The organism is Psychrobacillus psychrotolerans, assembly GCF_900115805.1.
Classification (GTDB): domain Bacteria; phylum Bacillota; class Bacilli; order Bacillales_A; family Planococcaceae; genus Psychrobacillus; species Psychrobacillus psychrotolerans.
The window spans coordinates 208,071-230,522 of sequence record NZ_FOXU01000003.1 but is presented as its reverse complement, the minus strand read 5'-3'; the positions used below and the strand labels follow the sequence as shown (position 1 = coordinate 230,522).

Below are 22,452 nucleotides of genomic sequence, written 5' to 3'. Positions count from 1 at the left end.
TAGTATCTCTATAGTATTCTTAGTAGATTACTTTTCGTAAGTAATTATATTTTAGTAATCAATATTTGTCAATTACATTAGACTAAAAGAGCCTTGCAACTAATGCAAGGCTCCAATTGCTATTTAGTTCATCGAAAGTTTTTCAAATACTGTATGGAATGCTTGAATTGTTTTTTCTATATGCTCTACAGTATGTGCGCTCGAGAGGAATAATCCTTCAAACTGAGAAGGTGGTAAATAAATTCCTTCTTCTGCCATAAGACGGAAATACTTAGCGAATAATTCTAAATCAGACGTTTTCGCTGTATCAAAGTTTACCACATCTTCATTTGTTAAGAAGAAACCGATCATTGAACCTGCACGATTCACTGTATGTGGAATATTATATTTTGTCGCTGCTTCACGGAACCCTTTTTCAAGTATATCCCCTAGCTCGATAAAATAATCATATGTTTGTTCATTTAAACGTGTTAATGTCTCGTAACCAGCTGTCATAGCTAAAGGATTACCTGATAATGTACCTGCTTGATAAACTGGCCCAGCTGGTGCAATCATTTCCATGATTTCACGTTTACCGCCAAATGCCCCTACAGGAAGTCCTCCACCTATTACCTTGCCTAAACAAGTTAAATCAGGTGTAATACCATAATAGCCTTGTGCACAGTTATATCCTACACGGAAACCGGTCATCACTTCATCAAAGATTAATACAGTTCCGTTTTTCTCCGTTAGTTCGCGTAATCCTTCTAAGAATCCTTCTACTGGAGGAACAACACCCATATTACCAGCTACAGGCTCTACGATTACAGCTGCCAAGTCGTCTCCAAAGTTTTCAAAGACATGACGAACGCTTTCTAAATCGTTAAAAGGTACGGCTATTGTATTTTTAGCCACTGACTCCGGAACACCAGGACTATCAGGTAAACCTAGTGTTGCAACACCAGATCCCGCTTTTATCAGTAAGCTATCTCCATGACCATGATAACTACCTTCAAATTTCAAAATTTTGTTGCGACCAGTAAAACCACGCGCTAAACGAAGTGCACTCATCGTTGCTTCCGTACCAGAAGAAACCATTCGAACCATCTCGATGGATGGAACACGATCCATTACTAGTTTAGCTAATTTATTTTCGATTAAGGTAGAAGCACCAAAGCTTGTTCCTGTTTCTGCAACCTGTTGAATTGCTTTCACAACATTTGGTTCCGTATGTCCTAAAATAAGTGGTCCCCATGATAACACATAGTCAATATATTCATTGCCATCGATATCTTTTATAATTGCACCTTTTCCACTCTCCATGAAAATAGGATCCATATCGACGGATTTAAACGCACGTACGGGGCTATTTACGCCACCGGGCATTAATTCCTTTGCTTCTGTAAATGCCTGTTTAGACTGCTCATATGATTTTATCATTATTTCCCCTCCAACCAACGGGCAACATCTTTAGCATGATAGGTTAAGATCATATCTGCTCCTGCACGTTTCATTCCTGTTAGTGTTTCAAGCACTGTTTCTTTTTCGTTGATCCAGCCATTAATTGCCGCTGCTTTTACCATTGCATATTCTCCAGATACATTGTAAGCAACAATCGGTGTAGCAAATGTATTTTTTACATCACGAATAATATCTAAGTATGCTAATGCTGGTTTTACAATTAGGAAGTCTGCTCCCTCTTGTACGTCGGATGAAGCTTCACGTATTGCTTCCATACGATTAGAATAATCCATTTGATACGTTTTGCGGTCACCGAATTTTGGTGCTCCGTCTGCCGCTTCACGGAAGGGTCCGTAATATGCCGATGCATATTTTACCGCATAAGACATAATAGGTATATCCTTATACCCTGCTTCATCTAAACCAAGGCGAATTGCAGCTACAAAGCCGTCCATCATATTGGATGGAGCAATAATATCTGCACCAGCTTCTGCTTGGCTTATAGCAGTTTTTGCTAACAAATCAAGCGAAGGATCATTTAAAATACGTTCGTTTTCATCTACTACTCCACAATGTCCGTGGTCTGTAAATTCACATAGACAAGTATCTGCTATTACTATTAATTGCGGATGACGCGCTTTAATTTGACGAATTGCTTCTTGTACAATTCCGTGATTATGATAAGCCCCAGATCCAACTGCATCTTTTTCCGCAGGTAGCCCGAATAAAATAACAGATGGAATTCCTAAGTCTACTACTTCATCTACTTCCTCATTTAAACGGTCAAGAGAGAATTGGAAAACGCCTGGCATTGAAGATACTTCGTTTTTAATATTCTCGCCTTCCATTACGAATATAGGATAGATTAAATCTTCCTTATGTAAATAAGTTTCCTTAACCATTGCTCGAATTCCAGCTGATTGTCTTAAACGACGATGACGTTGAAAAAATAATTCAGTCATTGCACTCTTCCTTTCCATTCCGCTAATTTAACAATTACATCTTTTAAGGTATAAGTTTCTGGCATAACCTGCACAGTTACATTTATAGATTCTAAATAATTCTTGGTAATATGGCCAATTGCACATACAGTTGTATGATTATACCCAAAGGAAGCCCCAATGCTGCGATGATACACTTCGGCGGTAGAAGGACTTGTGAAGATAATTGAACATTTTTCCTTGTTCTTTAATAGATTCTCCACTTTTTCTTTGTTTTCCTCTAACTCAACTGTTTCATAAATAGTCCATTCCTGTACATGATTGGACAGACCATTTTTTATTGTATCTTTTGCAAGATTTCCTTTAACAAATAAGCATCGCGCAGTGGAGGATACAACTTCCGGAAACTCCTGCACAAAAACATCTGCACTAAATATAGTAGGAGTAAAATTGACTGAAAGACCTAAGTCTTCAATGGCACTTGCAGTTTTTGTACCAACTACTGCAATTTTAGCTGTAAAAAAACTGGCATCTAGTTGGTATTTTACCATTTTCGAATGAAATGCCTTTACACTACTTTGACTAGTAAAGATAAGCCAATCATATAAGTTACAACTCTGTAAAAGGCTCAAATCATGAGAACTAACTATTTCCTTTGTAGCAATCATCGGAGCAATAACTGCATTCCCACCAAATCTTTTCACAAGATCTGATGCTTCCGTTGATCTAAGAATGCCAGTAAAAATGACATTCTCGCCTATCAAAGGAGTTTTATTAGACATTCAAATCGGCCTTCACTTGTTGGATTAAATCGTATGCTCCTTGTTCGGTCATAATACTTGCAAGTTCTTTCCCAAGTCTAGCTGCATCCATTCCAGTTAATACTTCTTTGAATACGACGGATGCATCCGGTGCTGCAATTAGTCCAGTCATCGTAATTTTACCATCACTAATTGTTGCATGGCCTGCGATTGGCACTTGACATCCACCGTCCATTGCAGATAAAAATGCACGCTCTGCTTCTATTGCAACCCATGTATCATGGTCAGATAGTTTGCCAAGCTCATCGATTAATTCTTGATCATCCGCGCGACATTCAATACCTAGAGCCCCTTGTCCAACTGCTGGGATGCAATCCTCCGTAGTTAAGTATTCTGTAACGACCTCATCGCTCCAGCCTAAACGTTTTAAACCTGCTGCAGCTAAAATAATCGCATCATACTCGCCATCTTGCAATTTTTTCAAACGTGTCTCTACATTACCACGAATCCATTTAATCTCGATATCTGGTCTTAACAACAATAACTGAGCACTTCTTCTCAAACTACTTGTTCCTACTACCGCTCCTGTTGGAAGGTCAGCGAATTTCACATGTCCTGTAGATATAAAGGCATCCCGTTCATCCACACGTTTTGGAATACATCCCATTACTAAACCTTCAGGTAATTCAGAAGGCATATCTTTCATACTATGCACTGCAAAATCGATCTCTTTGTCGTAAAGAGCTTGTTCTATTTCTTTTACAAAAAGTCCCTTACCTCCAACTTTAGAAAGCGTAACATTTAAAATTTGGTCACCCTTTGTCACAATCTCTTTCACTTCAAACTCAAAAGGTGCCCCCATATCTTTCATCTGTTGAATGAACCAATTTGTTTGAGTTAATGCTAACTTACTTCGTCTAGATCCTACAATAATTTTACGCAAAAATGCCGCTTCCCTTCTTTAATACCAAATATGGAATTGTGATAATCGACTACCTAATAAGAAATTTATCAAAACAAATAGAAAGGCATAAATATGTATCCAAGCATAATTTGTCCCTATAATCTTTGCTGACTTTCTTATCAATAAAACAAGAATATAAATCACTAACACTATAAAAGAATTGACTATCTTTATATCATAAAGTGGAAAACCCTCTAATGATATATATGCCCATTCTAACCCAAGAACTAAACTTACAAACAATAATGGAATTCCTGTTAAAATGGACAGACTCATTCCGTTTGCAGCTTGTTGCAGTGAAGGCAATCGTGTGAATTGTTTTGTCCATTTTTTTTGTTTTAGCACTTTATATAAGATTAAGTATAATGTCGAAAAAACAAATGATAAAGCAAAAGCTGTATAAGCTAATAATCCAAACATAATATGGATGAATAATAATTCCGATTTAAGATTATCTCCTACTAACGATTGAGACATCGGATTTGGTGCAAACGTATGTATCGTCATAAAAATAAACCCAATCAAATTCATAAAGAATGCTGGAAGGTCCAATCTAAATCCTAACTGTAAAACAAGCGAGAGCATAATGATGAGCCAAGCATAAAAGTATATCCCTTCGAACAACGAAAGAATTGGAAAACGCTTCATCTCTACCATATACATAACTAAAAACATTGTTTGTAATGTACCAACCGCAAAAAGCAACCATACAGCTAACCGATGTGCTCGTTGATCCTTTTGTAAGTAATCTATAAAGTAAAAGACAAGGCTTATAGCTTGAAGAATGACCATAATCTCATGAAGCCTTGTCATCGTCAGATCAGTCATGTTATTCTCCTTTTACATAGTAAAAAGGCGTTTGTAATATCTATTTGTCTCCATACAGATATTAAAACGCCTCCTTTACTTAGTTATATAATAAATTCTCTTTTAAATTTTGCGAATCCATTAAAGTTTGCTTTAAATTGATTTTTGCTTTTTCTGCTTGCATAGCAACTTCCTTTTGTACATCTTCTTCTATACCAAAGATTTGTTGGAATAGTTGAAGCTGTGCAGCAGGATCTTTTGCTACTGATAATTCTTTTACTTGTAAAATTGGTTCTTTTAATAGCTGATTGACAATTGATTTAGTATGCTTATTTAATATTTTACGTTCACGATCCGTTAAATTAGGCATTTTGTTTTCAATTGACGCCATAGTTTCAGACTGAATCGTATTCGCTTTTTGACGTAAAGCCGAAATAATAGGTACTACTCCAAGCGTCGTTACCCAGTCATTAAACTGTTCAATTTCCGTTTCGATCATGAGATTAATCTGCTGAGCAGCACGTTCTCTTTCAGCTAAGTTAGCTTCCACGATTCCTTGTAAATCATCAATATCATACAAGAACACATTAGCAAGATCGCCTATACGTGGATCTAAATCACGTGGTACAGCTATATCTACCATGAACAAAGGCTTCCCTTTACGAAGACGCTCTACAAATTGCATTAGTTCAAGATCAATTACAAATTCAGTTGAACCAGTTGAACTGATAAGGATATCAGCTTCTAATAATGCACATTGAAGCTCGTCCATCGGTTTAGCATTGCCGTCAAACTTAGAAGCAAGCTCCTTAGCTTTCTCAAAAGTACGATTAATCACCGTTACCTTTTCAGCTCCGCTACCATGAAGATTTTGGATCGCAAGCTCGCCCATTTTCCCAGCACCTAAAATTACGACGTGCTTATGATTTAGTGAACCAAATATTTTCTTCCCTAGCTCTACTGCTGCATAAGAAACGGAAACAGCGTTTTCTCCAATTGCAGTCTCTGCATGTGCACGTTTGGCAAACGTGACTGCCTGTTTAAATAATTGGTTGAAAACAGTTCCTGTAGTTCCGTTTTCTTGTCCATTTAGGAAGCTTTTCTTCACTTGTCCTAATATTTGTGTTTCCCCAAGTACCATCGAATCGATGCCCGCTGTAACGCGGAACAAATGATTATTCGCTTGGTCATCCTCGTGAACAAATAAATAGGTAGATAAACTTTCTAACGGAATATCAAACCAATTCGCTAAAAATTGCTTTACATAGTATTTACCCGTATGAAGTTGATCTACAGTAGCGTAGATTTCCGTACGGTTACAAGTAGATACGATGACATTTTCTAATATACTTTTTTGGTCTTGTAGTGCCTGCATCGCATTAGGTAACTCCGCTTCTACAAACGACAGTTTCTCCCGAATTTCGACAGGAGCAGTACGATAATTGACACCAACCACGATTGTATGCATGGAATAGGTCTCCCCTTCACGTTCAATTCATTAATCCAATTATATCATAGCTTCACGCTAGTTCCTTGCTTATTTGTGAACAACGTATGAAATCTTATTTAGAATTATTATAAATTAATAATAACAAACAATATTCGTCAATTCAAACATTCTGATTCAAATAATAAAAGTAGGACAATTCAAACAATATAAACGAATGTAAGCTTGGTATTCCCTGAATGGATAGTTTTTAATCTTTCATCTATGTACTTTCATAAAGAACTTAATAAGGTAGAAATTCCAATTAGGTAGATCTATGCCATTTAAGTTCTCTATCTTAATGTTAGGTGAAACAACCAAGGAATCTTTTGGTGGCTTTTAATGTCCTTAAAAAAGCAAGTCCTTGATCGACATATATCGCTCAAGAACTCACTCACTAAAATTCAATACTATTATTTATAAAGATAGTTACTATACTATCCATTAACCGGAAGTAGTCTTAGTCTAAAATTCTACTTTCAATCTCAGCCCAAGCTGCATCGAAACCTAAACCAGTGTCAGAAGAAAAAACAATTAATGGATCTGTTTTATCCATTTGCAGTTCATCTTTCACTATTTTTTTATGCTTATCCCATTTCCCTTTAGGAATTTTGTCAGCCTTTGTAGCAATAACAATACAAGGAATATTATAGTGCTTTAGGAAATCATACATCATACAGTCATCACCTGTAGGTGGATGTCTTAAATCCACTATTAAAACAACTGCTTTTAAAATGTTGCGAGAGGTAAAATAAGTTTCAATCATTTTACCCCAAGCAGCACGTTCTGTTTTCGATACTTTAGCATAACCGTAACCAGGTACATCGACAAATATTAAAGACTCTTCCAATTTGTAAAAGTTCAATGTTTGTGTTTTACCTGGTTTAGATGAAATTCGGGCCATACTTTTTCGACCAATCATCTTATTGATAAAAGATGATTTTCCTACATTCGACCGTCCAGCTAAAGCTATTTCAGGTAAATCACCCTCTGGATATTGCGCTGGTCTTACTGCACTGATTAATAATTCTACATTATGAATTTTCATAATTATGCCTCCTCTAGAGCCAGTTGAAGCACCTCTTCAGCATCGGAAACAAAATGGAACGTCAATACTTCGCGAACACTTTCTGGTATATCTTCAATATCGCGCTCGTTGTCTGCCGGACAAATAATAGTCGTCAAACCTGCACGATGTGCACTTAGTGTCTTTTCTTTTAAACCGCCAATCGGTAATACTCTACCTCTAAGCGTTACTTCTCCTGTCATACCTACTTCACGTTTAATAGGTCGCTTAGACAATGCCGAAACAAGAGCTGTAACTATAGTAATTCCAGCTGAAGGTCCATCCTTCGGAACAGCACCCTCCGGAACGTGAATATGGATATCCTTGTTTTTATAAAATGTTGGATCAATTCCAAACTCTTCTGCTTTTGAACGTACATAAGATAATGCAGTCTGCGCAGATTCCTTCATCACATCACCTAGCTTACCAGTCAATTGGAGCTTGCCAGTTCCAGCAGATAACGAAACCTCAATTTGAAGAGTATCACCACCAACAGTAGTGTAAGCAAGCCCTGTTGCTACCCCTATTTGGTTCTCTGTTTCCGCTTGACCATACCTAAATTTACGTTTACCGATAATGTTTTCAAGATTTTTCGTTGTAATAGAGACTCTCTTTTTATCACCTGAAACAATTTGAAGAGCAGCTTTACGACAGAGATTTGCAAGTACTCGCTCTAAACTACGGACTCCCGCTTCTCTTGTATAATGTCGGACTACATCTAGTAAAGCATCGTCTTTCAGTTGTAGTTGACCTTTTGTTAGACCATGCTCTTTTAACTGTTTAGGCAATAAATGATTCTTTGCGATAGAGAGCTTTTCTAACTCCGTGTAACCAGCAATGGAGATAATCTCCATACGATCACGTAAAGGCCCAGGAATAGTACTTAAATCATTTGCAGTAGCGATGAAAAGAACATTTGAAAGATCGTATGTCTCTTCGATATAATGATCACTAAAAGAATTATTTTGCTCAGGATCTAATACTTCTAGCATCGCAGCGGAAGGATCTCCTCGGAAGTCATTCGACATTTTATCGATTTCATCCAGTAAAAACAGCGGGTTAATCGTTCCTGCTTTTTTCATCCCTTGAATAATGCGACCTGGCATTGAGCCTACATAGGTTCTTCGATGTCCACGAATTTCCGATTCATCTCGAACACCACCAAGTGAGATACGCACAAAGTTACGCCCTAAAGACTCCGCAATGGATTTTGCCAAGGAAGTTTTACCAACACCTGGAGGACCTGCTAAACAAAGAATTGGACCTCTTAAAGATTTAGTTAACTGTCTAACAGCCAAATACTCTAACACACGCTCTTTGACAGATTCTAATCCATCGTGATCTCTATCCAATATTTTTTCAGAACGCTTTATATCTAACTGATCTTCCGTTGATTTAGACCAAGGAATAGAAACGATCCAATCGATATAGTTACGTATAACCCCACTTTCTGGAGCCTGCGTAGGAAGTTTTTCATAGCGATCTAATTCTTTTAACACATTCTTTTTCGTATCTTCAGGTAAACCTGCTGCTTCAATACGCTTTTTGAGTTCGGCTACTTCCCCGGTTTTACCTTCTTTATCGCCAAGTTCGGTTTGAATCGCTTTCATCTGTTCACGAAGATAGAACTCTTTTTGTGTTCTTTCCATCGCATTTTTGACTCGTGTATTAATCTTCTTTTCCAAGTCTAATATTTCTTGTTCATTGTATAAACGACTTATTAACCATTCTAAACGTTCTTTTACATCCATTATTTCTAATATTTCTTGTTTACCAGAAATTTTCAATGGCAGATGTGAAGCTACCATATCCGCCAAACGACCTGGTTCTTCAATATCAGTTACTGAATTGAACGTTTCTTCGGAGACACTCTTAGATGATTTTGAATACTTTTCAAAATTATGTACTAGCGTACGCATAAGTGCCTCGTCTTCTTGATCCACTTTTTCTGGCTCAATAAATGCAGTAACGGCAACCTCGTCGAATGTATCAAGATGATTAAAATCATCCCAAATACCACGTTGTAATCCTTCTACTAAAACCCGCATTGTACCGTTTGGTAATTTCACCATTTGTTTTACTTTTGCAATGATACCTACATCATACAGATCTGCCATATCGGGTTTTTCGATGGTCATATCTCTTTGAACAGATAGAAATAACTTTTCCTCTCGAATCATCGCCTCGTTGAGTGCAGCTATAGAACGTTCACGTCCTACGTCTATATGTAAAATCATCGTAGGATAAACAAGTAAGCCTCTAAGAGGCAACACTGGATAAAATACTTTATTTTCTTTAGTCATTTGGGTAGTCACCTCCAACTTATTCTGTCCGTAGTTTCATCAATAATGCTTGTTATAAAAAAAGTTCCTTTGAAGTTGAAAAAGCTGACATCCTTGCATGCGCTAAGCACGCGCAGATGGAAGCCAGCTTTTTCAATGGCTAATTAAGCCGATGTTTTTTCATTATCTTTATCTAATTCTGTACCATCCTCTAATAATAACTTAGGTTTGGCTTTATCTGTAATAGATTCTTTCGTTATGATACATTCGACAATGTCATCTCTAGATGGCAATTCAAACATTACATCTAGCATGATGTTTTCAATGATTGAACGTAGACCACGTGCACCAGTTTTACGTTCAATTGCCTCTTTAGCAATAGCTATCAATGCATCATCTTCAAATGTTAACTTCACATTATCCAACTCAATCATTTTTTGATATTGCTTAGCAAGAGCATTTTTCGGTTCTGTTAGAATTTGAACTAATGCACTCACATCTAACTGCTCTAAGCTTGCAAGTACTGGCAGACGTCCGATGAATTCTGGTATTAAACCAAATTTCAATAGATCCTCTGGTATTAATTGCGAAAGTACTGAACCTTCAGCAACTTCTACTTTGTTCGGATCAGCTCCGAAACCAATAACTTTTTCACCTAAACGACGTTTGATAATTTGTTCGATACCGTCAAAAGCTCCACCCACAACGAAAAGAATATTCGTTGTATCAATTTGTAAGAACTCTTGGTGCGGATGCTTACGGCCGCCTTGTGGAGGTACGCTTGCAACAGTACCTTCTAATATTTTAAGAAGTGCTTGTTGTACACCCTCACCAGAAACATCTCGTGTAATAGAAGGATTCTCTGATTTACGAGCTACTTTATCAATTTCATCTATATATATAATTCCTTTTTCAGCACGTTCGATATCATAATCAGCTGATTGAATTAGTTTTAAAAGGATATTCTCAACATCTTCCCCTACATATCCTGCTTCTGTTAACGAAGTTGCATCTGCAATTGCAAATGGTACGTTAAGAATTCTTGCAAGTGTTTGGGCTAGCAATGTTTTACCACTACCAGTTGGACCTATTAATACTATATTTGATTTAGCTAATTCTACTTCGTCAATGACACTATTGGAATTAATGCGTTTGTAATGGTTATAAACTGCAACTGCAAGTGATTTTTTTGCTCGTTCTTGTCCAATTACATATTCATCTAATATAGCTAAAATTTCTTTTGGTTTTGGAACTTCTTTAAACTCTACTTCTTCTTCAATTCCTAGCTCTTCTTCTACGATTTCAGAACAAAGGTCGATACATTCATCACAAATATATACGCCTGGTCCTGCTACTAGCTTACGAACTTGTTCTTGTGGTTTACCACAAAAAGAACATTTTAAGTTCCCTTTTTCATCATTGAATTTGAACAAAATATTCACCCCTATTCAAGCAATTATGTTACAAGATTCTCATCAAGTAATCAAATAATACGTTTAAGTATGTTTTTAATATTGAAAAATCTATGTATATGATAGAACAAGGCACAGTTCTGAATGCTGTACCTTGTTCTATTAGTATTAACAACGTATGAATTTAAAATTAAGAAATCTTAGCGTTTTCCACTAAGAATTCAACTGTTTTTTGGAAACGTAAGTCGTTTGCAAGAACGTCTGTACCACCAAGTGCACGTTTAATATCTTCAAGCTTCATATTGAACTGTGCGCTCATTTTTTCAAGTTCTGCATCGATATCTTCTTCAGTTGCTTCAATTTTCTCTGCTTTAGCAATTGCTTCAAGTGTCAATGAAACTTTTACGCGACTTTTAGCATCTTCTGTCATTTGAGTACGTAATGCTTCTTCGTCTTGACCTGAGAATTGATAGTAAAGATCCAAGTTCATACCTTGTTGCTCTAAACGTTGACCAAATTCTTGTAACATGCGGTCCGTTTCAGATTTGATCATTGCTTCAGGAATATCAATTGTTGCATTTTCTGCAGCAGCTTCTACTAATGTATCACGTAGTGTTTGAGCAGCTAATTGTTTTTTCTCTTCAGCAGTTGCTTCTTTTAGCTTAGTACGTAAAGCGTCGATACCTTCTACTTCAGCATCTACTTCTTTAGCAAAGTCATCATTAAGTTCAGGTAATTCTTTACCTTTAACTTCTTTAACAGTTACTTTAAATGTAGCAGATTTCCCTGCTAACTCAGCAGCATGGTATTCTTCTGGGAATGTTACTTCAACATCTTTTGCATCTCCAGTTTTAGCACCAACTAATTGTTCTTCGAAACCAGGAATGAAAGAATTAGAACCGATTTCTAGTGGATAATCTGTTCCTGCTCCACCTTCAAAAGCTTCTCCATCAACGAATCCTTCGAAGTCGATTACTGCAGTATCGCCATCAACGATGGCATCTTCTTTTACTACTAATTCAGCTAAACGAGTTTGATTACTTTTTAATTGCTCGTCGATTTCTTCGTCAGTAACAGTTTCTTCTAGTTTAGTTACTTCAAGACCTTTATAGTCTCCTAGAGTTACTTCTGGTTTTACAACAACTTTAGCAGTGAATACTAAAGGTTGTCCTTTTTCCATTGTTACGATATCGATTTCTGGTTGGTCTACTGGATCAATTCCAGCATCTTCAACAGCATGGCCATATGCATGTGGCAAGATAATATCTAAAGCTTCTTGGAATAATGATTCCACACCATACATTTTTTCGAACATTTGACGAGGCATTTTCCCTTTACGGAAACCTGGTACGTTAATTTGTTTAACTACTTTTTTAAAGGCTTGATCCAATCCTTTTGATACTTCTTGTGCAGTAACTTCTACAGTTAATAAACCATTATTACCTTCTTGTTTTTCCCATTTTACAGTCTGATCCATTGACATATATTCTACCTCCAAATAATAATTTACAATAATTTAGCACCCTGCATATACTTATACAGCGCAGTTTTTCACTAATTATATTGACAACTTGTATATTATAGCATAGATGAATAGAGTTTCAACATTATTCCTAACTCAAAACTTCTACTGATTTTTCCAGTTCAATGAGTAACTGAAAGAACTCATCAGGCTCCAATTCACTATTCCCAAATAATGCATCTACATATTCCATGTATTTATTAGCTACTGTTTCATTAGTATATCCTACCCAGTCAAACGGAAACAAGGTATAAGCATGGCGATGAACCATTTCCAAGGTCATTTCAAGCTTAGTGGGATCTTTGGATAAGGAGTTCTCCATATATTGTTTGATAGATTCTACTCGATCAACCGCTGTGCTTTCTGGAGGTGCTGTCGGAATAACCGTTTCCTTAAACCCGAACTTTTCTACGGTAACCTCAGTTTGTACTCCCGCTGCTCCAAGAAGTAAAAGAGCTAGTGATTTAATAGTAGGAATGATATCAGAGCTTTCGATGATTGTAATGATATCCTCCGATATGACCATTACATCTGTTTGGAATGCCATTTGTAATAATTGTTCTTGTTGTCCATAAGGTAGTTTTTTAAAGTTCACTAATTTAAACTGGTCGTTGTCCATTTGAATGTGGACCTCTTCATCTACTGAGAAGGTTGTGTCTGATAACATCTTGATGCTTAGTTCTTTAAGCTGTTTAAAATTTTTCTTCTGCTGAAAAGTATAGGTGGAATCCTTCATTAATCCATCTAATACTTCGTTTAACTGATTGTATTCTTTTAGGTCAAGTAATATTGTCAAATATAATTCTATAACCTGTTCAAAAAAAGGAGACTTTTTTTCGTAAAGAGTTTCACATATTTTCTTTGCGTCTGTAGCTCTTCCTGTTTCTAGCAAAGATAAAATGTAGACACTTTGGACCATGTCACTCAGTTCCTTATATTTGTTAGCCTCGTCAAAACAAGAGACCGCTTCCATAAAGTTATTCTCTTCCGCAAATTTAAGTCCCTTTTCAACATAGTTTTCGATCATTCCAGGGAATAAAATGACGTTTTCATCCTTCATAATCGGATGATTCTTTTTTTTCATTATAATTCGCCACCTTCACTAGCTTATGTATGTACTCAATTATATACACTATATCATTTATTCTAGATACACCGATACAATCTTATTGAAATTTTGAATCGAACAAAGAAATGCGCCTAGTCGGGAAAGGATCTAGGGAATTCAATTTCTTTTTTTACTTCATCATTTTTACTTGCTTGCTCTTATGTAGTGATGAATCTTCAGCCTATCGTTTCTCTTCATTTTTGGTTAGTCATTTGTTTACTCTCCTTTTGTTCGTATTTAATAACTTGCCTTACTTAATAGATTCCCGATACTTATAGTTATAAACAATCTAAAAGTGTTGACCTTGCACGAGAGTATATTTAAGTCTCTCCATTTATTTCATATTCAAAAGGACAAACCGCATTTCCACGATTTGCCCTTAGTATTAAGCTATTTATAACTTTCTTTTTTTACCTTATCCTCATAAAACACATTAAAGTCAGGATCAACAATCCCTATATTTAAGTACCTTGCTTTATAATCACGAAGCAGTTCAAAGAATTTTTTACTTAAGAAGAGTATTACTATTAAGTTAACAAACGTAGGGATGGCTGTCGTAATATCAGCAAAATACCAAACAGCTTTCCCAGGCATATCATTCATTACTGCATAAATTACCATTAATGACCCTGGAATTGGATATAACCATTTAAATAAGGTTAAAATTTTGTACTTTAATGCAAGCTTCTTTTCATTATTAAATAAATGCCTTAATATTATTTCATAATACGTATACCAACCTGTAGAGGTTGTTAGGCCGAATAAGAAAATGGAGATAGTTATTATATATCTACCAATTTCCCCAATTCCAATCTCAAATGCAGATAATGTTAGAGCTGCTCCATCCAAACCTGAAGACCAAACACCTGTTATGATTATCGTAAACGCAGTGATAGAACATACAATCATCGTATCTGCGAATACCTCCATAGCACCCCACATTCCTTGCTTTATCGGATGGGAAGTTTTTGCGGTTGAGTGAATCATTGGTGAAGTACCCCAACCAGCCTCATTACTATACACGGCACGAGCAACCCCCATGCGAATTACCTGAGCAATGGCTGCCCCTGTAAATCCTCCTACTGCAGCCATACCAGAAAATGCGCTATCGAATATTAAAGAAAAGACCGGAATAATTTCTGTATAATTTTTAAAAATAATATAAAGTCCAGCAATTACATAGAACATACACATAAACGGGACTAGCAAGGAAGCAATCTCACCTATCCGTTTAATGCCTCCATAAATAATAATATATATAATAGTCAAATAGATAAAGGAGGCAGGAATCATCCCAATATTGAACGTGGAGCTAACTGCTTCTGAAATCGTATAATTTTGAAGGGTTATAAAGAAAGTTGTGAAAATACCTACACCAAATAGAATGGCAGGAACCTTCCAAAATTTAAAGTTCTTTTCCTCTCCAAGCCCTTTTTCCATATAATAAGTTGGTCCGCCATAAGGATTCCCTTTTTCGTCCGTATTTCGGTAGTACACAGATAAAGTTACTTCCACTGTTTTTGTTATCATACCTAGTAGTGCAGTAATCCACATCCAGAAAACGGCTCCAGGTCCACCAATTGCAATTGCAGTAGCAACACCACCGATATTCCCTACCCCAACACTTCCACCAATGGCTGTAGCAACAGCTTGAAATGGTGTTAATATCCCTTTGGAATCCTCAGATTTTTCTTTCTTACCAAAAAGCTTACCAAATGTTTCTTTAAAAATATGTGGTAAATAACTAAATTGAAACAATTTACTTCCAATTGTAAAATAGAGCCCTACAAAAAGAACAGTAAATATGAGCGGTAATCCCCATAACCAGCCAACAATGGTCTCCAGTAATGCATCCAACAGTACAACCCCTCTCCAATTTTTTAGTACTTATTTTTGATACTTTATTTCTCCACCAATAACGGTCATTTCAATTTCGGTTGTTAATAATTGATCAGGATTTTCCATTCGAAATGGATCATGGGATAAAACGGTCATATCACCTAACTTTCCCCGTTCCAATGTTCCTTTCACTAATTCTTCATTGGTTGCATAGGCACCTCCAACCGTGAACAGTTTAATAGCTTCGTATATAGTCAGCTTTTCTTTCACATTATAGCCGTCATGACTTTCTCCAGACTTCCTTCTAGTTAAAGCAGCATGAATACCCAATAGAGGATTTAAAGGTTCAATTGGAGCATCTGAACTACCTGCACATATTACACCTGAATCTAATAAACTTTTAAAAGGATACGCAAATTTTGCTCTTTGTTTTCCAATTCTATCTTCAATCCAAGGATAATCACTAGATACAAATTTAGGTTGCACATCGACTATTCGATGACTATTGCTTAACCTTTGTATTAATTGTTCATTTAATAGGGAAACATGTATCAGCCTATCGCGGTATTTGGTCGTTTTAAATTGATCTAATATATTAAGGACATCCACTAATGCTTGATCTCCTATCGTATGTATTGCTACTGGCATTTCTTGCAGTCTAATGTTCCGTATAAGTTGGAATAAGACTTCATTATCATACATTGCGTTTCCAACGTTATCGGGATCATCTATATAAGGCTCCGATAGATGTGCAGTCCTTCCACCTAATGCACCATCTGCAAATAATTTTATAGCACCTATCATCACCTTGTTATTTCCAAATCCGGTGGACAATCCGATGTTTTTCATTTCCTCCAAATAATCATAGTCTATTAAAAGATTACTACGAGGTCCGATTCCATCATGATTTATAAGTTCATCAAATAATTTGTAGGTTTGTTGGGCTCCTCCAAGATAATTTGGATCATTCGTATGAATACTCGTTAACCCGAAACTTATGGCCTTTTGTAAGCCGCATTTTAAGGCAATTTTTAACTGCTCATAGCTTTTCTTTGGAATATGTTTGGAAACAATGGTTGACGCAGTTTCTAGCAATAATCCGTTAGGCTTTTTCGTAGTAGAATTTAGAACGACCGTCCCCCCATAAGGAATAGTCATATGTGGGTGATAACCACTTATTTTGAAAGCAGTACTATTAACCAATGATGCATGTCCACAAATACGAGGCAAATAAAGTGGAATATTTAACGAAACATAATCGAGCTCTTCAATAGTTGGTATTCTTTTATCTAGAAAGGTATTTTCATCCCAGCCTCTTCCTAAGATCCACTCACCAGGTTTCATTTTAGTTGCCCAATTCTTGATGGAATCCAATAATTCATCTGCAGATCTTACATGAGTAAGATCTAGTTCTTGAGAATTGATACCAACACTAGAAATATGCAAATGACTATCTATTAAGCCAGGCAAAACTGTCCGCCCTTCCAAATCGATAATCTTAGCTCCATTTCTTCCCCATAGTAGTAATATCTCTTCATTGGATCCCATATCAATTATTCGTTCATTATTCATTAGGATTGATTGCACCATAGGTTCTTTCGGATTCATCGTATATATCTGACCATTGATAAAAATAGTTTTCACTTTCATCTCCTCCTTCTTTTACTATATATTATAAAAACATTTTAATAAATCAAAATATTCGGTCTTATATAAAGGGATTATATGAAGTATTTGAAGAATGTAGAACCACTCTAATTAAGCCAGATAACAGGTTGTCCATTTGAGCATGAACGTCTTTAAAACGTAGTGGTAGCATCTTAACAGTAAAGATTTTCACATATTTTCTTGCGCCACTGCTACGATCTTCAGAGAAACTTTGAATTGAACAAAGAAAATGCTCCTAATCGACAAATGATTAGAAGCATCTCTTATAACATCTCTATATTATCTACGTAAGTTACTATCTTCTTGTGTACTAATTGTATCTTCTTTGTAGTTTCCTTCTTCTTGCTTTTCATGTTCTTTTTCTTTTCTTTTATCTATTTCTTCAATTTTGCTTGGCTGCTCTTGAGTAGTGTTTGGATCTTCATCGTTTCGTATTTCGCGGTCTTGGTTAGTCATTTTTTATTCTCTCCTTTTTACAAAATTAATAAATGATTATATCTAGTAGATTCCCTGTATTTATAGTTATAAACAAAATAAGAGCATTTTTTAGTAATGCAATTATTATTAAATAATTTTAATTGCGTTGCCTATCACTAATTGCATTAGAGGAATTACCCACACCAGATTTATTAATCACTGACTTAGAGACAGCTATTTATACATCTGATTGCATAAAATGAAAAAAGGCAATCCCAAACGATACTTAGGATTGCCTTTTAACTATGCTGTTTTTACATCTTGGTTTTCTGACAGAATCTCGTATCGTTTTAAATCCGCTAAATATAACCTTTGATAAGACGTTAAACAATGTTTTCTTACGTTGCTTAAAGTAGAATGATCTACAAAATTAAAGTCTGCGTTAAGTCGTTCTGCATTCCTCCACGCTGTCTCTTCAAATATAATATTCATCTCATGTTCTTCCATTATCATACTAAGTAATTCTCTATCGTTATAGATTTCACTCACTAAATTACTATTTTTAGTACGAAAGATTTCAATTGTCCGCTCCAATGATTCAAGCAATGCTGCTCGATCCACTGCATGACCTAATTCATGAATTGTTAATGTTTTTATATATGAATCCAAGGAAAGAGGCGCCTCTATTTCTTCCCAAGCACTTATTAAGCGAGTAAAATCGACACCTATATAGTGTCCAATGAAATTGTAACTCATATTTATACCAGATTCGTCCGGCCTAATTTCCAAATCAATATTAACCGTTGTCATAATGTATTGGATAATCTCTTTTATATAATCATTAGTGTATCTATTTAACATTTATCTTTTTAACTGCTCCTTGCTCTGTCTGGTTTTACTCTTTCAACAAGATACACTATAGAACAATAGGGATCTAATTTCAATTGAAAAGTTTAAGAAAATATAAAAATGCACAAAGCCAAATGGACTTTGTGCATCGCCTAAATTGTATTTTCAATTTCAGTAATTATGATTATTAAAAATTATATTTGTCTGCATCTCTTTGTTTGTTTTCTCTTTCAGCTTCCTCAAAAACACTATCATCAATCTCAATTGGTCTTTTCCGAGCTTCTCCGCCCTTACGACCTAATTCTTCATAAAACTTATAGTCTTGATTATTGGAGGTTGCTTCCCCGCCGTTATGTCCCGCATCATTAACTGACCTATTTGGATTACTGTTTTTGTTGCGATTGTCCTGGTTGTTTGGCATTTTTATAATTCCTCCTTTAATATTTTCGAGTTTTTTAGGCTCACTCCTTACATTCCCATAAAGAAATGAATTAAACCTAAAATTCTTTATTTTATTGTACATATCTATGAAAGTTAAGGTTCTTTTAATAGAGGTCTTTTTTCAGAGGCATTGTAGTCCCATTTTTTCCTCCACCCAATAATAATGAGGTAATGGACTACTTTTTAAAAAAATTACTTCCCTCAAATTGGTTTTGGTGATAAGATACGAAGGTAGGTAATTTCGGTGCGTAAATTAGTATGATCGAATCTTAAATACATAAGTACAATAATCATGCACCCTATTTGGGTAATACAGGTCTCAGTAGCTCAGCTGGATAGAGCAACGCCCTTCTAAGGCGTCGGTCGGGGGTTCGAATCCCTCCTGGGACATACAATAACAAAAAAGAAGTCCAAAATTGGACTTCTTTTTTTCTAACTAAATATATTCTTTAGATGCCACTTGAAATATGGCTTGTTCTCTTCATATCGAGCAATTTTCTTTTTAGGTGAGATATTGTATATTAAATAATCTTCTTCTGGAATGGAGGAGGATATATGTAATCTGCCTTGTCCATCGAACGCAATATATCCTTTACTATATAAAGCATCATGATTACAACAAAGGAGTATACCATTAAAAGGATTTATCCTTTCAATATGAGTACTATCTTTCCATGGTTTAGAGTGACTTGCTTGAAGTAAAATAGGTAATTCAATATCGCACAAAGCACATTTATTCGCCCATAATGGTAATAAGTCTTTCCTAAACTTTTCATGACCTTTTCGAATCATTAATTTAACTTCAGATTCCATTTCCGCAATCATGGGAATAAAGTTATTATGCTCGGTTCGACGTACAGTTCCAATGGCTAATTCCAGTTGCTCCACATCTACACGGTATATGTTTAGATCACTAATAAGTTCTAGTAATTTTATTACAAGTTGCTCATTACATGGATATAAATAGCCTGGGTTTCCATTACCATCTTGTTGAAAAGGTGAATACTTAATCGGAAGCAGTGGTGATATCTCATGAAAGTTTGATAGTACATTTAGAGGCTCTTCTAATTCATAGTAATCCAGCTCTACTAGATAGTCGTTATCAGACGTGTTCTTTTGACTTTCTATATCTAACGTTTTAGATATTACATGACAATCCGTTTTAGCCACACTAATTGCCACAATATAACCTTTGACATAATGAAAGATTCTGTCCCCGACGTTTATCTCCTTCATCCTTAGCCAAGAATGAGGTTCTTGGCCTCCACTATCTTTTTGTGGAGATGTGATAATACCTAGTTCTCTTTCCACTTGATATGTTTCTCCTTGCATGACAACAAAGCTTTGCATTTATTCTACACTCCCTATAATACAGTCCAATTCAAATCTCACAGTAAAACCCGTTACTATTCTTAATGTACATCATTTCATTTCAATGGATTCTTAATCCAATTATAGCATTTCGACTATGATTGAGTTACTTTTTATAAAATGTTAGAAATAAAAAAAGGGTTCAAGTCACTTGGACCGAAGCCCTGACATAATCCCTTCCTAATTACAAACCCCTATTTCCACCTATTTACATATGTCCCATGTATACTTATAAGTATTCGCTGAAAGTTGATTTTACTAGGGTTTATAGTTTAATTCTATATTTAGATTTATTTATTTTTAAATATATGAACCCGATGAACAATTATATCTTGTCTTGCACTCTATTTACAAATTTTGTATTTTTAACTATTAAGAAAAACAGATAAATCCAAAGCTATCAAAAATACTCCCATATCTAAAACTAAAACTAATTCCAAAAAGTCACGGGTAAGGGTTATTTCATTAATAACCCAGTACTTCTTATATAATGTGCAACATTTTAATCGAGTACTTTTAACCTGGAAATAACTGGGCATTTTGTTCTATCGGAATATTAAAGCTACAGAGCTTATTGAGTAAAATCTGATATCTTCCGAATCTCATTCAGCTCTTCAAGTCGTGTGGAATCTTCTTCGAAATATTGAACAAGATTTTCAATTTTTATTATAGAACTCTTACTCATATGATGCTCGATTCCTTCAACATCCTTATATATATTTTCTTCATTAACCCCAATAATTCTTAAAAATCTTTCTAACAATTCGTGTAGGTGTACTAGACGTTTCCCCATATCGGTTCCTTTTAGAGTTAATATTAAGGGTTTATATTTTTCGTAGACTAAATATCCCCCTTTATCGAGTCTTTGAACCATTTTTGTGACTGATGAAGGATTAACCGACATAGCCTCGGCTATATCTGAAACTCGCGCGTAGCCCTTACTTTCGATGAGCAAATAAATTTCTTCAAGATAATCCTCCATGCTTGGTGTCGGCAATACAGGCCCTCCTTTACAATTGCACCATCAAAATTTCACTCTATTGTATGATTTCTTTTTGAAACTATAAATTAATTGTCCCTTGTACGGAAATCATATCAATATATTTTCATATGCTTATTTTTTATTTTTCTGTTAATCCACTTAAAATAATATCAATATTCCATTCCATCATTTTTATATAGGTGTCTCCGTCCTCCCCTGGTTTACCAATGGAGTCAGTAAAAATCTTCCCAAAAATCGGTACTCCGGTTTCATTAGAAACCATTTCCATGCTACGAGGGTCTAAACTTGTTTCAACAAATAAGACAGGGTTTGTTTTCGAACGGATAAAATCAACAACAGCCTTTACTTGCTCAGGTGACCCTTGGTTTTCTGCGTTAATTTCCCAAATGTAGGCAGCTTCAAAACCATATGCTTCAGAGAAATATTTAAATGCCCCTTCGCTTGTAATCAATAGTCGTTGCTCTTGGGGAATTTTACTAAAACGTTTAACAGCCTCCTGATGTAGTTTCTCCAGCTTCAAGATATATTCTTTCGCATTTTTTTCATAAACATCGGCATGTTCTGGGTCGACTTTTATCAACCCATTTTTCACATTCTGGGCATACTTAATACCATTACGAACGTCTAACCATGCATGCGGATCTTCTTCTGATTCTTTTCCCTTGGATGTCAAATGTTTCGGCTCTACTCCTTCACTTAAACGAAATACCGGTGCCTCAATTCCCGTTTTACCTGCAGTAAGCAACAACTTTTCAAACCAGGAGTTCCCTCCTTCTAAATTTAGACCATTGTAAAAGACCGCATCTGCATCCGTTGTTAGTTGTACATCCTTTGGAAGTGGATCATATTCGTGTGGATTAGAACCAACTGGAGCCAAGGTATGAACTTCTACACGATTCCCACCAACATTCTTCACGATATCGTAGATAATTGAGTACGTGGCAATAACGTGAATTTTATCATTTTTATCTTTCACTGAATTCACGGATTCTTTTCCACAGGCTGCAAGAAAGAACACCAAGGCAAGACTCATAATAAATGGTAAAATTTTAAAAAATTTCATCTATATCCTCCA

19 protein-coding genes and 1 tRNA gene are annotated in these 22,452 nt (G+C 35.7%); 1 reads left to right on the top strand and 19 read right to left on the bottom strand.

All coding sequences use genetic code 11. The features are described from left to right. Nucleotides 1-123: 123 nt before the first annotated feature. From hemL to BM260_RS08780, 16 genes are all read right to left on the bottom strand, one after another. The gene (gene hemL, locus BM260_RS08850; RefSeq protein ID WP_093536983.1) at nucleotides 124-1,419 is read right to left on the bottom strand and encodes a glutamate-1-semialdehyde 2,1-aminomutase; all 1,296 of its coding nucleotides are present in this window, start codon (nucleotides 1,417-1,419) and stop codon (nucleotides 124-126) included. Continuing rightward, a complete protein-coding gene (gene hemB / locus BM260_RS08845) occupies nucleotides 1,419-2,402 on the bottom strand; it encodes a porphobilinogen synthase (RefSeq protein ID WP_093536982.1) in 984 nt (327 codons plus the stop codon). Before hemB ends, hemL begins: the two co-directional genes overlap by 1 nt. Further along, nucleotides 2,399-3,163, bottom strand: a complete 765-nt coding sequence (locus BM260_RS08840) for a uroporphyrinogen-III synthase (RefSeq protein WP_093536981.1) — start codon at nucleotides 3,161-3,163, stop codon at nucleotides 2,399-2,401. Before BM260_RS08840 ends, hemB begins: the two co-directional genes overlap by 4 nt. Beyond that, nucleotides 3,156-4,085: a hydroxymethylbilane synthase gene (gene hemC / locus BM260_RS08835; protein ID WP_093536980.1), complete on the bottom strand. Its 930-nt coding sequence runs from the start codon at nucleotides 4,083-4,085 to the stop codon at nucleotides 3,156-3,158. The genes BM260_RS08840 and hemC overlap by 8 nt, the downstream gene beginning before the upstream one ends. Before the next feature lie 18 nt (nucleotides 4,086-4,103). Continuing rightward, nucleotides 4,104-4,934, bottom strand: coding sequence for a cytochrome c biogenesis protein CcsA (ccsA, locus tag BM260_RS08830; protein WP_093536979.1), 831 nt, complete (start codon nucleotides 4,932-4,934; stop codon nucleotides 4,104-4,106). A 79-nt stretch (nucleotides 4,935-5,013) separates the two neighbouring features. Continuing rightward, a complete protein-coding gene (gene hemA, locus BM260_RS08825) occupies nucleotides 5,014-6,381 on the bottom strand; it encodes a glutamyl-tRNA reductase (RefSeq protein WP_093536978.1) in 1,368 nt (455 codons plus the stop codon). A 478-nt stretch (nucleotides 6,382-6,859) separates the two neighbouring features. Next, complete coding sequence (yihA, locus tag BM260_RS08820) at nucleotides 6,860-7,447, bottom strand: ribosome biogenesis GTP-binding protein YihA/YsxC (RefSeq protein WP_093536977.1); 588 nt, start codon at nucleotides 7,445-7,447, stop codon at nucleotides 6,860-6,862. Between the two features lie 2 nt (nucleotides 7,448-7,449). After that, complete coding sequence (gene lon / locus BM260_RS08815) at nucleotides 7,450-9,768, bottom strand: endopeptidase La (RefSeq protein WP_093536976.1); 2,319 nt, start codon at nucleotides 9,766-9,768, stop codon at nucleotides 7,450-7,452. Nucleotides 9,769-9,911: 143 nt separating this feature from the next. Beyond that, nucleotides 9,912-11,180: an ATP-dependent protease ATP-binding subunit ClpX gene (gene clpX / locus BM260_RS08810; protein WP_093536975.1), complete on the bottom strand. Its 1,269-nt coding sequence runs from the start codon at nucleotides 11,178-11,180 to the stop codon at nucleotides 9,912-9,914. A 169-nt stretch (nucleotides 11,181-11,349) separates the two neighbouring features. After that, nucleotides 11,350-12,636, bottom strand: coding sequence for a trigger factor (gene tig, locus BM260_RS08805; RefSeq protein ID WP_093537082.1), 1,287 nt, complete (start codon nucleotides 12,634-12,636; stop codon nucleotides 11,350-11,352). Between the two features lie 136 nt (nucleotides 12,637-12,772). Further along, the gene (locus tag BM260_RS08800) at nucleotides 12,773-13,765 is read right to left on the bottom strand and encodes a hypothetical protein (RefSeq protein WP_093536974.1); all 993 of its coding nucleotides are present in this window, start codon (nucleotides 13,763-13,765) and stop codon (nucleotides 12,773-12,775) included. 414 nt (nucleotides 13,766-14,179) lie between these two features. Continuing rightward, nucleotides 14,180-15,646 carry an alanine/glycine:cation symporter family protein gene (locus BM260_RS08795; protein WP_093536973.1) on the bottom strand — a complete coding sequence of 489 codons (1,467 nt, stop codon included), beginning with the start codon at nucleotides 15,644-15,646 and terminating at the stop codon, nucleotides 14,180-14,182. A gap of 30 nt (nucleotides 15,647-15,676) precedes the next feature. Next, nucleotides 15,677-17,278 carry an amidohydrolase gene (locus BM260_RS08790; protein WP_175496241.1) on the bottom strand — a complete coding sequence of 534 codons (1,602 nt, stop codon included), beginning with the start codon at nucleotides 17,276-17,278 and terminating at the stop codon, nucleotides 15,677-15,679. 297 nt (nucleotides 17,279-17,575) lie between these two features. Next, nucleotides 17,576-17,752 (bottom strand): hypothetical protein, encoded by a 177-nt coding sequence (locus BM260_RS18410; RefSeq protein ID WP_175496240.1) that lies wholly within the window; start codon nucleotides 17,750-17,752, stop codon nucleotides 17,576-17,578. Between the two features lie 264 nt (nucleotides 17,753-18,016). Continuing rightward, the gene (locus BM260_RS08785; protein WP_245762676.1) at nucleotides 18,017-18,523 is read right to left on the bottom strand and encodes an integrase; all 507 of its coding nucleotides are present in this window, start codon (nucleotides 18,521-18,523) and stop codon (nucleotides 18,017-18,019) included. A gap of 226 nt (nucleotides 18,524-18,749) precedes the next feature. Next, nucleotides 18,750-18,983 carry a hypothetical protein gene (locus BM260_RS08780; protein WP_093536970.1) on the bottom strand — a complete coding sequence of 78 codons (234 nt, stop codon included), beginning with the start codon at nucleotides 18,981-18,983 and terminating at the stop codon, nucleotides 18,750-18,752. A gap of 336 nt (nucleotides 18,984-19,319) precedes the next feature. Between BM260_RS08780 and BM260_RS08775 the strand changes: the two genes are divergently transcribed. Further along, a tRNA-Arg gene (locus tag BM260_RS08775) sits at nucleotides 19,320-19,393 on the top strand. Nucleotides 19,394-19,435: 42 nt separating this feature from the next. On the opposite strand, the gene BM260_RS08770 is transcribed toward BM260_RS08775, so the two are convergent. The 3 genes from BM260_RS08770 to BM260_RS08760 all read right to left on the bottom strand — a co-directional run bounded on the left by BM260_RS08770 (nucleotide 19,436) and on the right by BM260_RS08760 (nucleotide 22,440). Next, a complete protein-coding gene (locus BM260_RS08770) occupies nucleotides 19,436-20,353 on the bottom strand; it encodes an HNH endonuclease (RefSeq protein ID WP_093536969.1) in 918 nt (305 codons plus the stop codon). Between the two features lie 592 nt (nucleotides 20,354-20,945). Next, entirely contained in the window at nucleotides 20,946-21,371 is a 426-nt protein-coding gene (gene mntR, locus BM260_RS08765) for a transcriptional regulator MntR (RefSeq protein WP_093536968.1), read from the bottom strand. Nucleotides 21,372-21,495: 124 nt separating this feature from the next. Beyond that, nucleotides 21,496-22,440 (bottom strand): metal ABC transporter substrate-binding protein, encoded by a 945-nt coding sequence (locus BM260_RS08760; protein WP_093536967.1) that lies wholly within the window; start codon nucleotides 22,438-22,440, stop codon nucleotides 21,496-21,498. Between the last annotated feature and the right edge of the window lie 12 nt (nucleotides 22,441-22,452).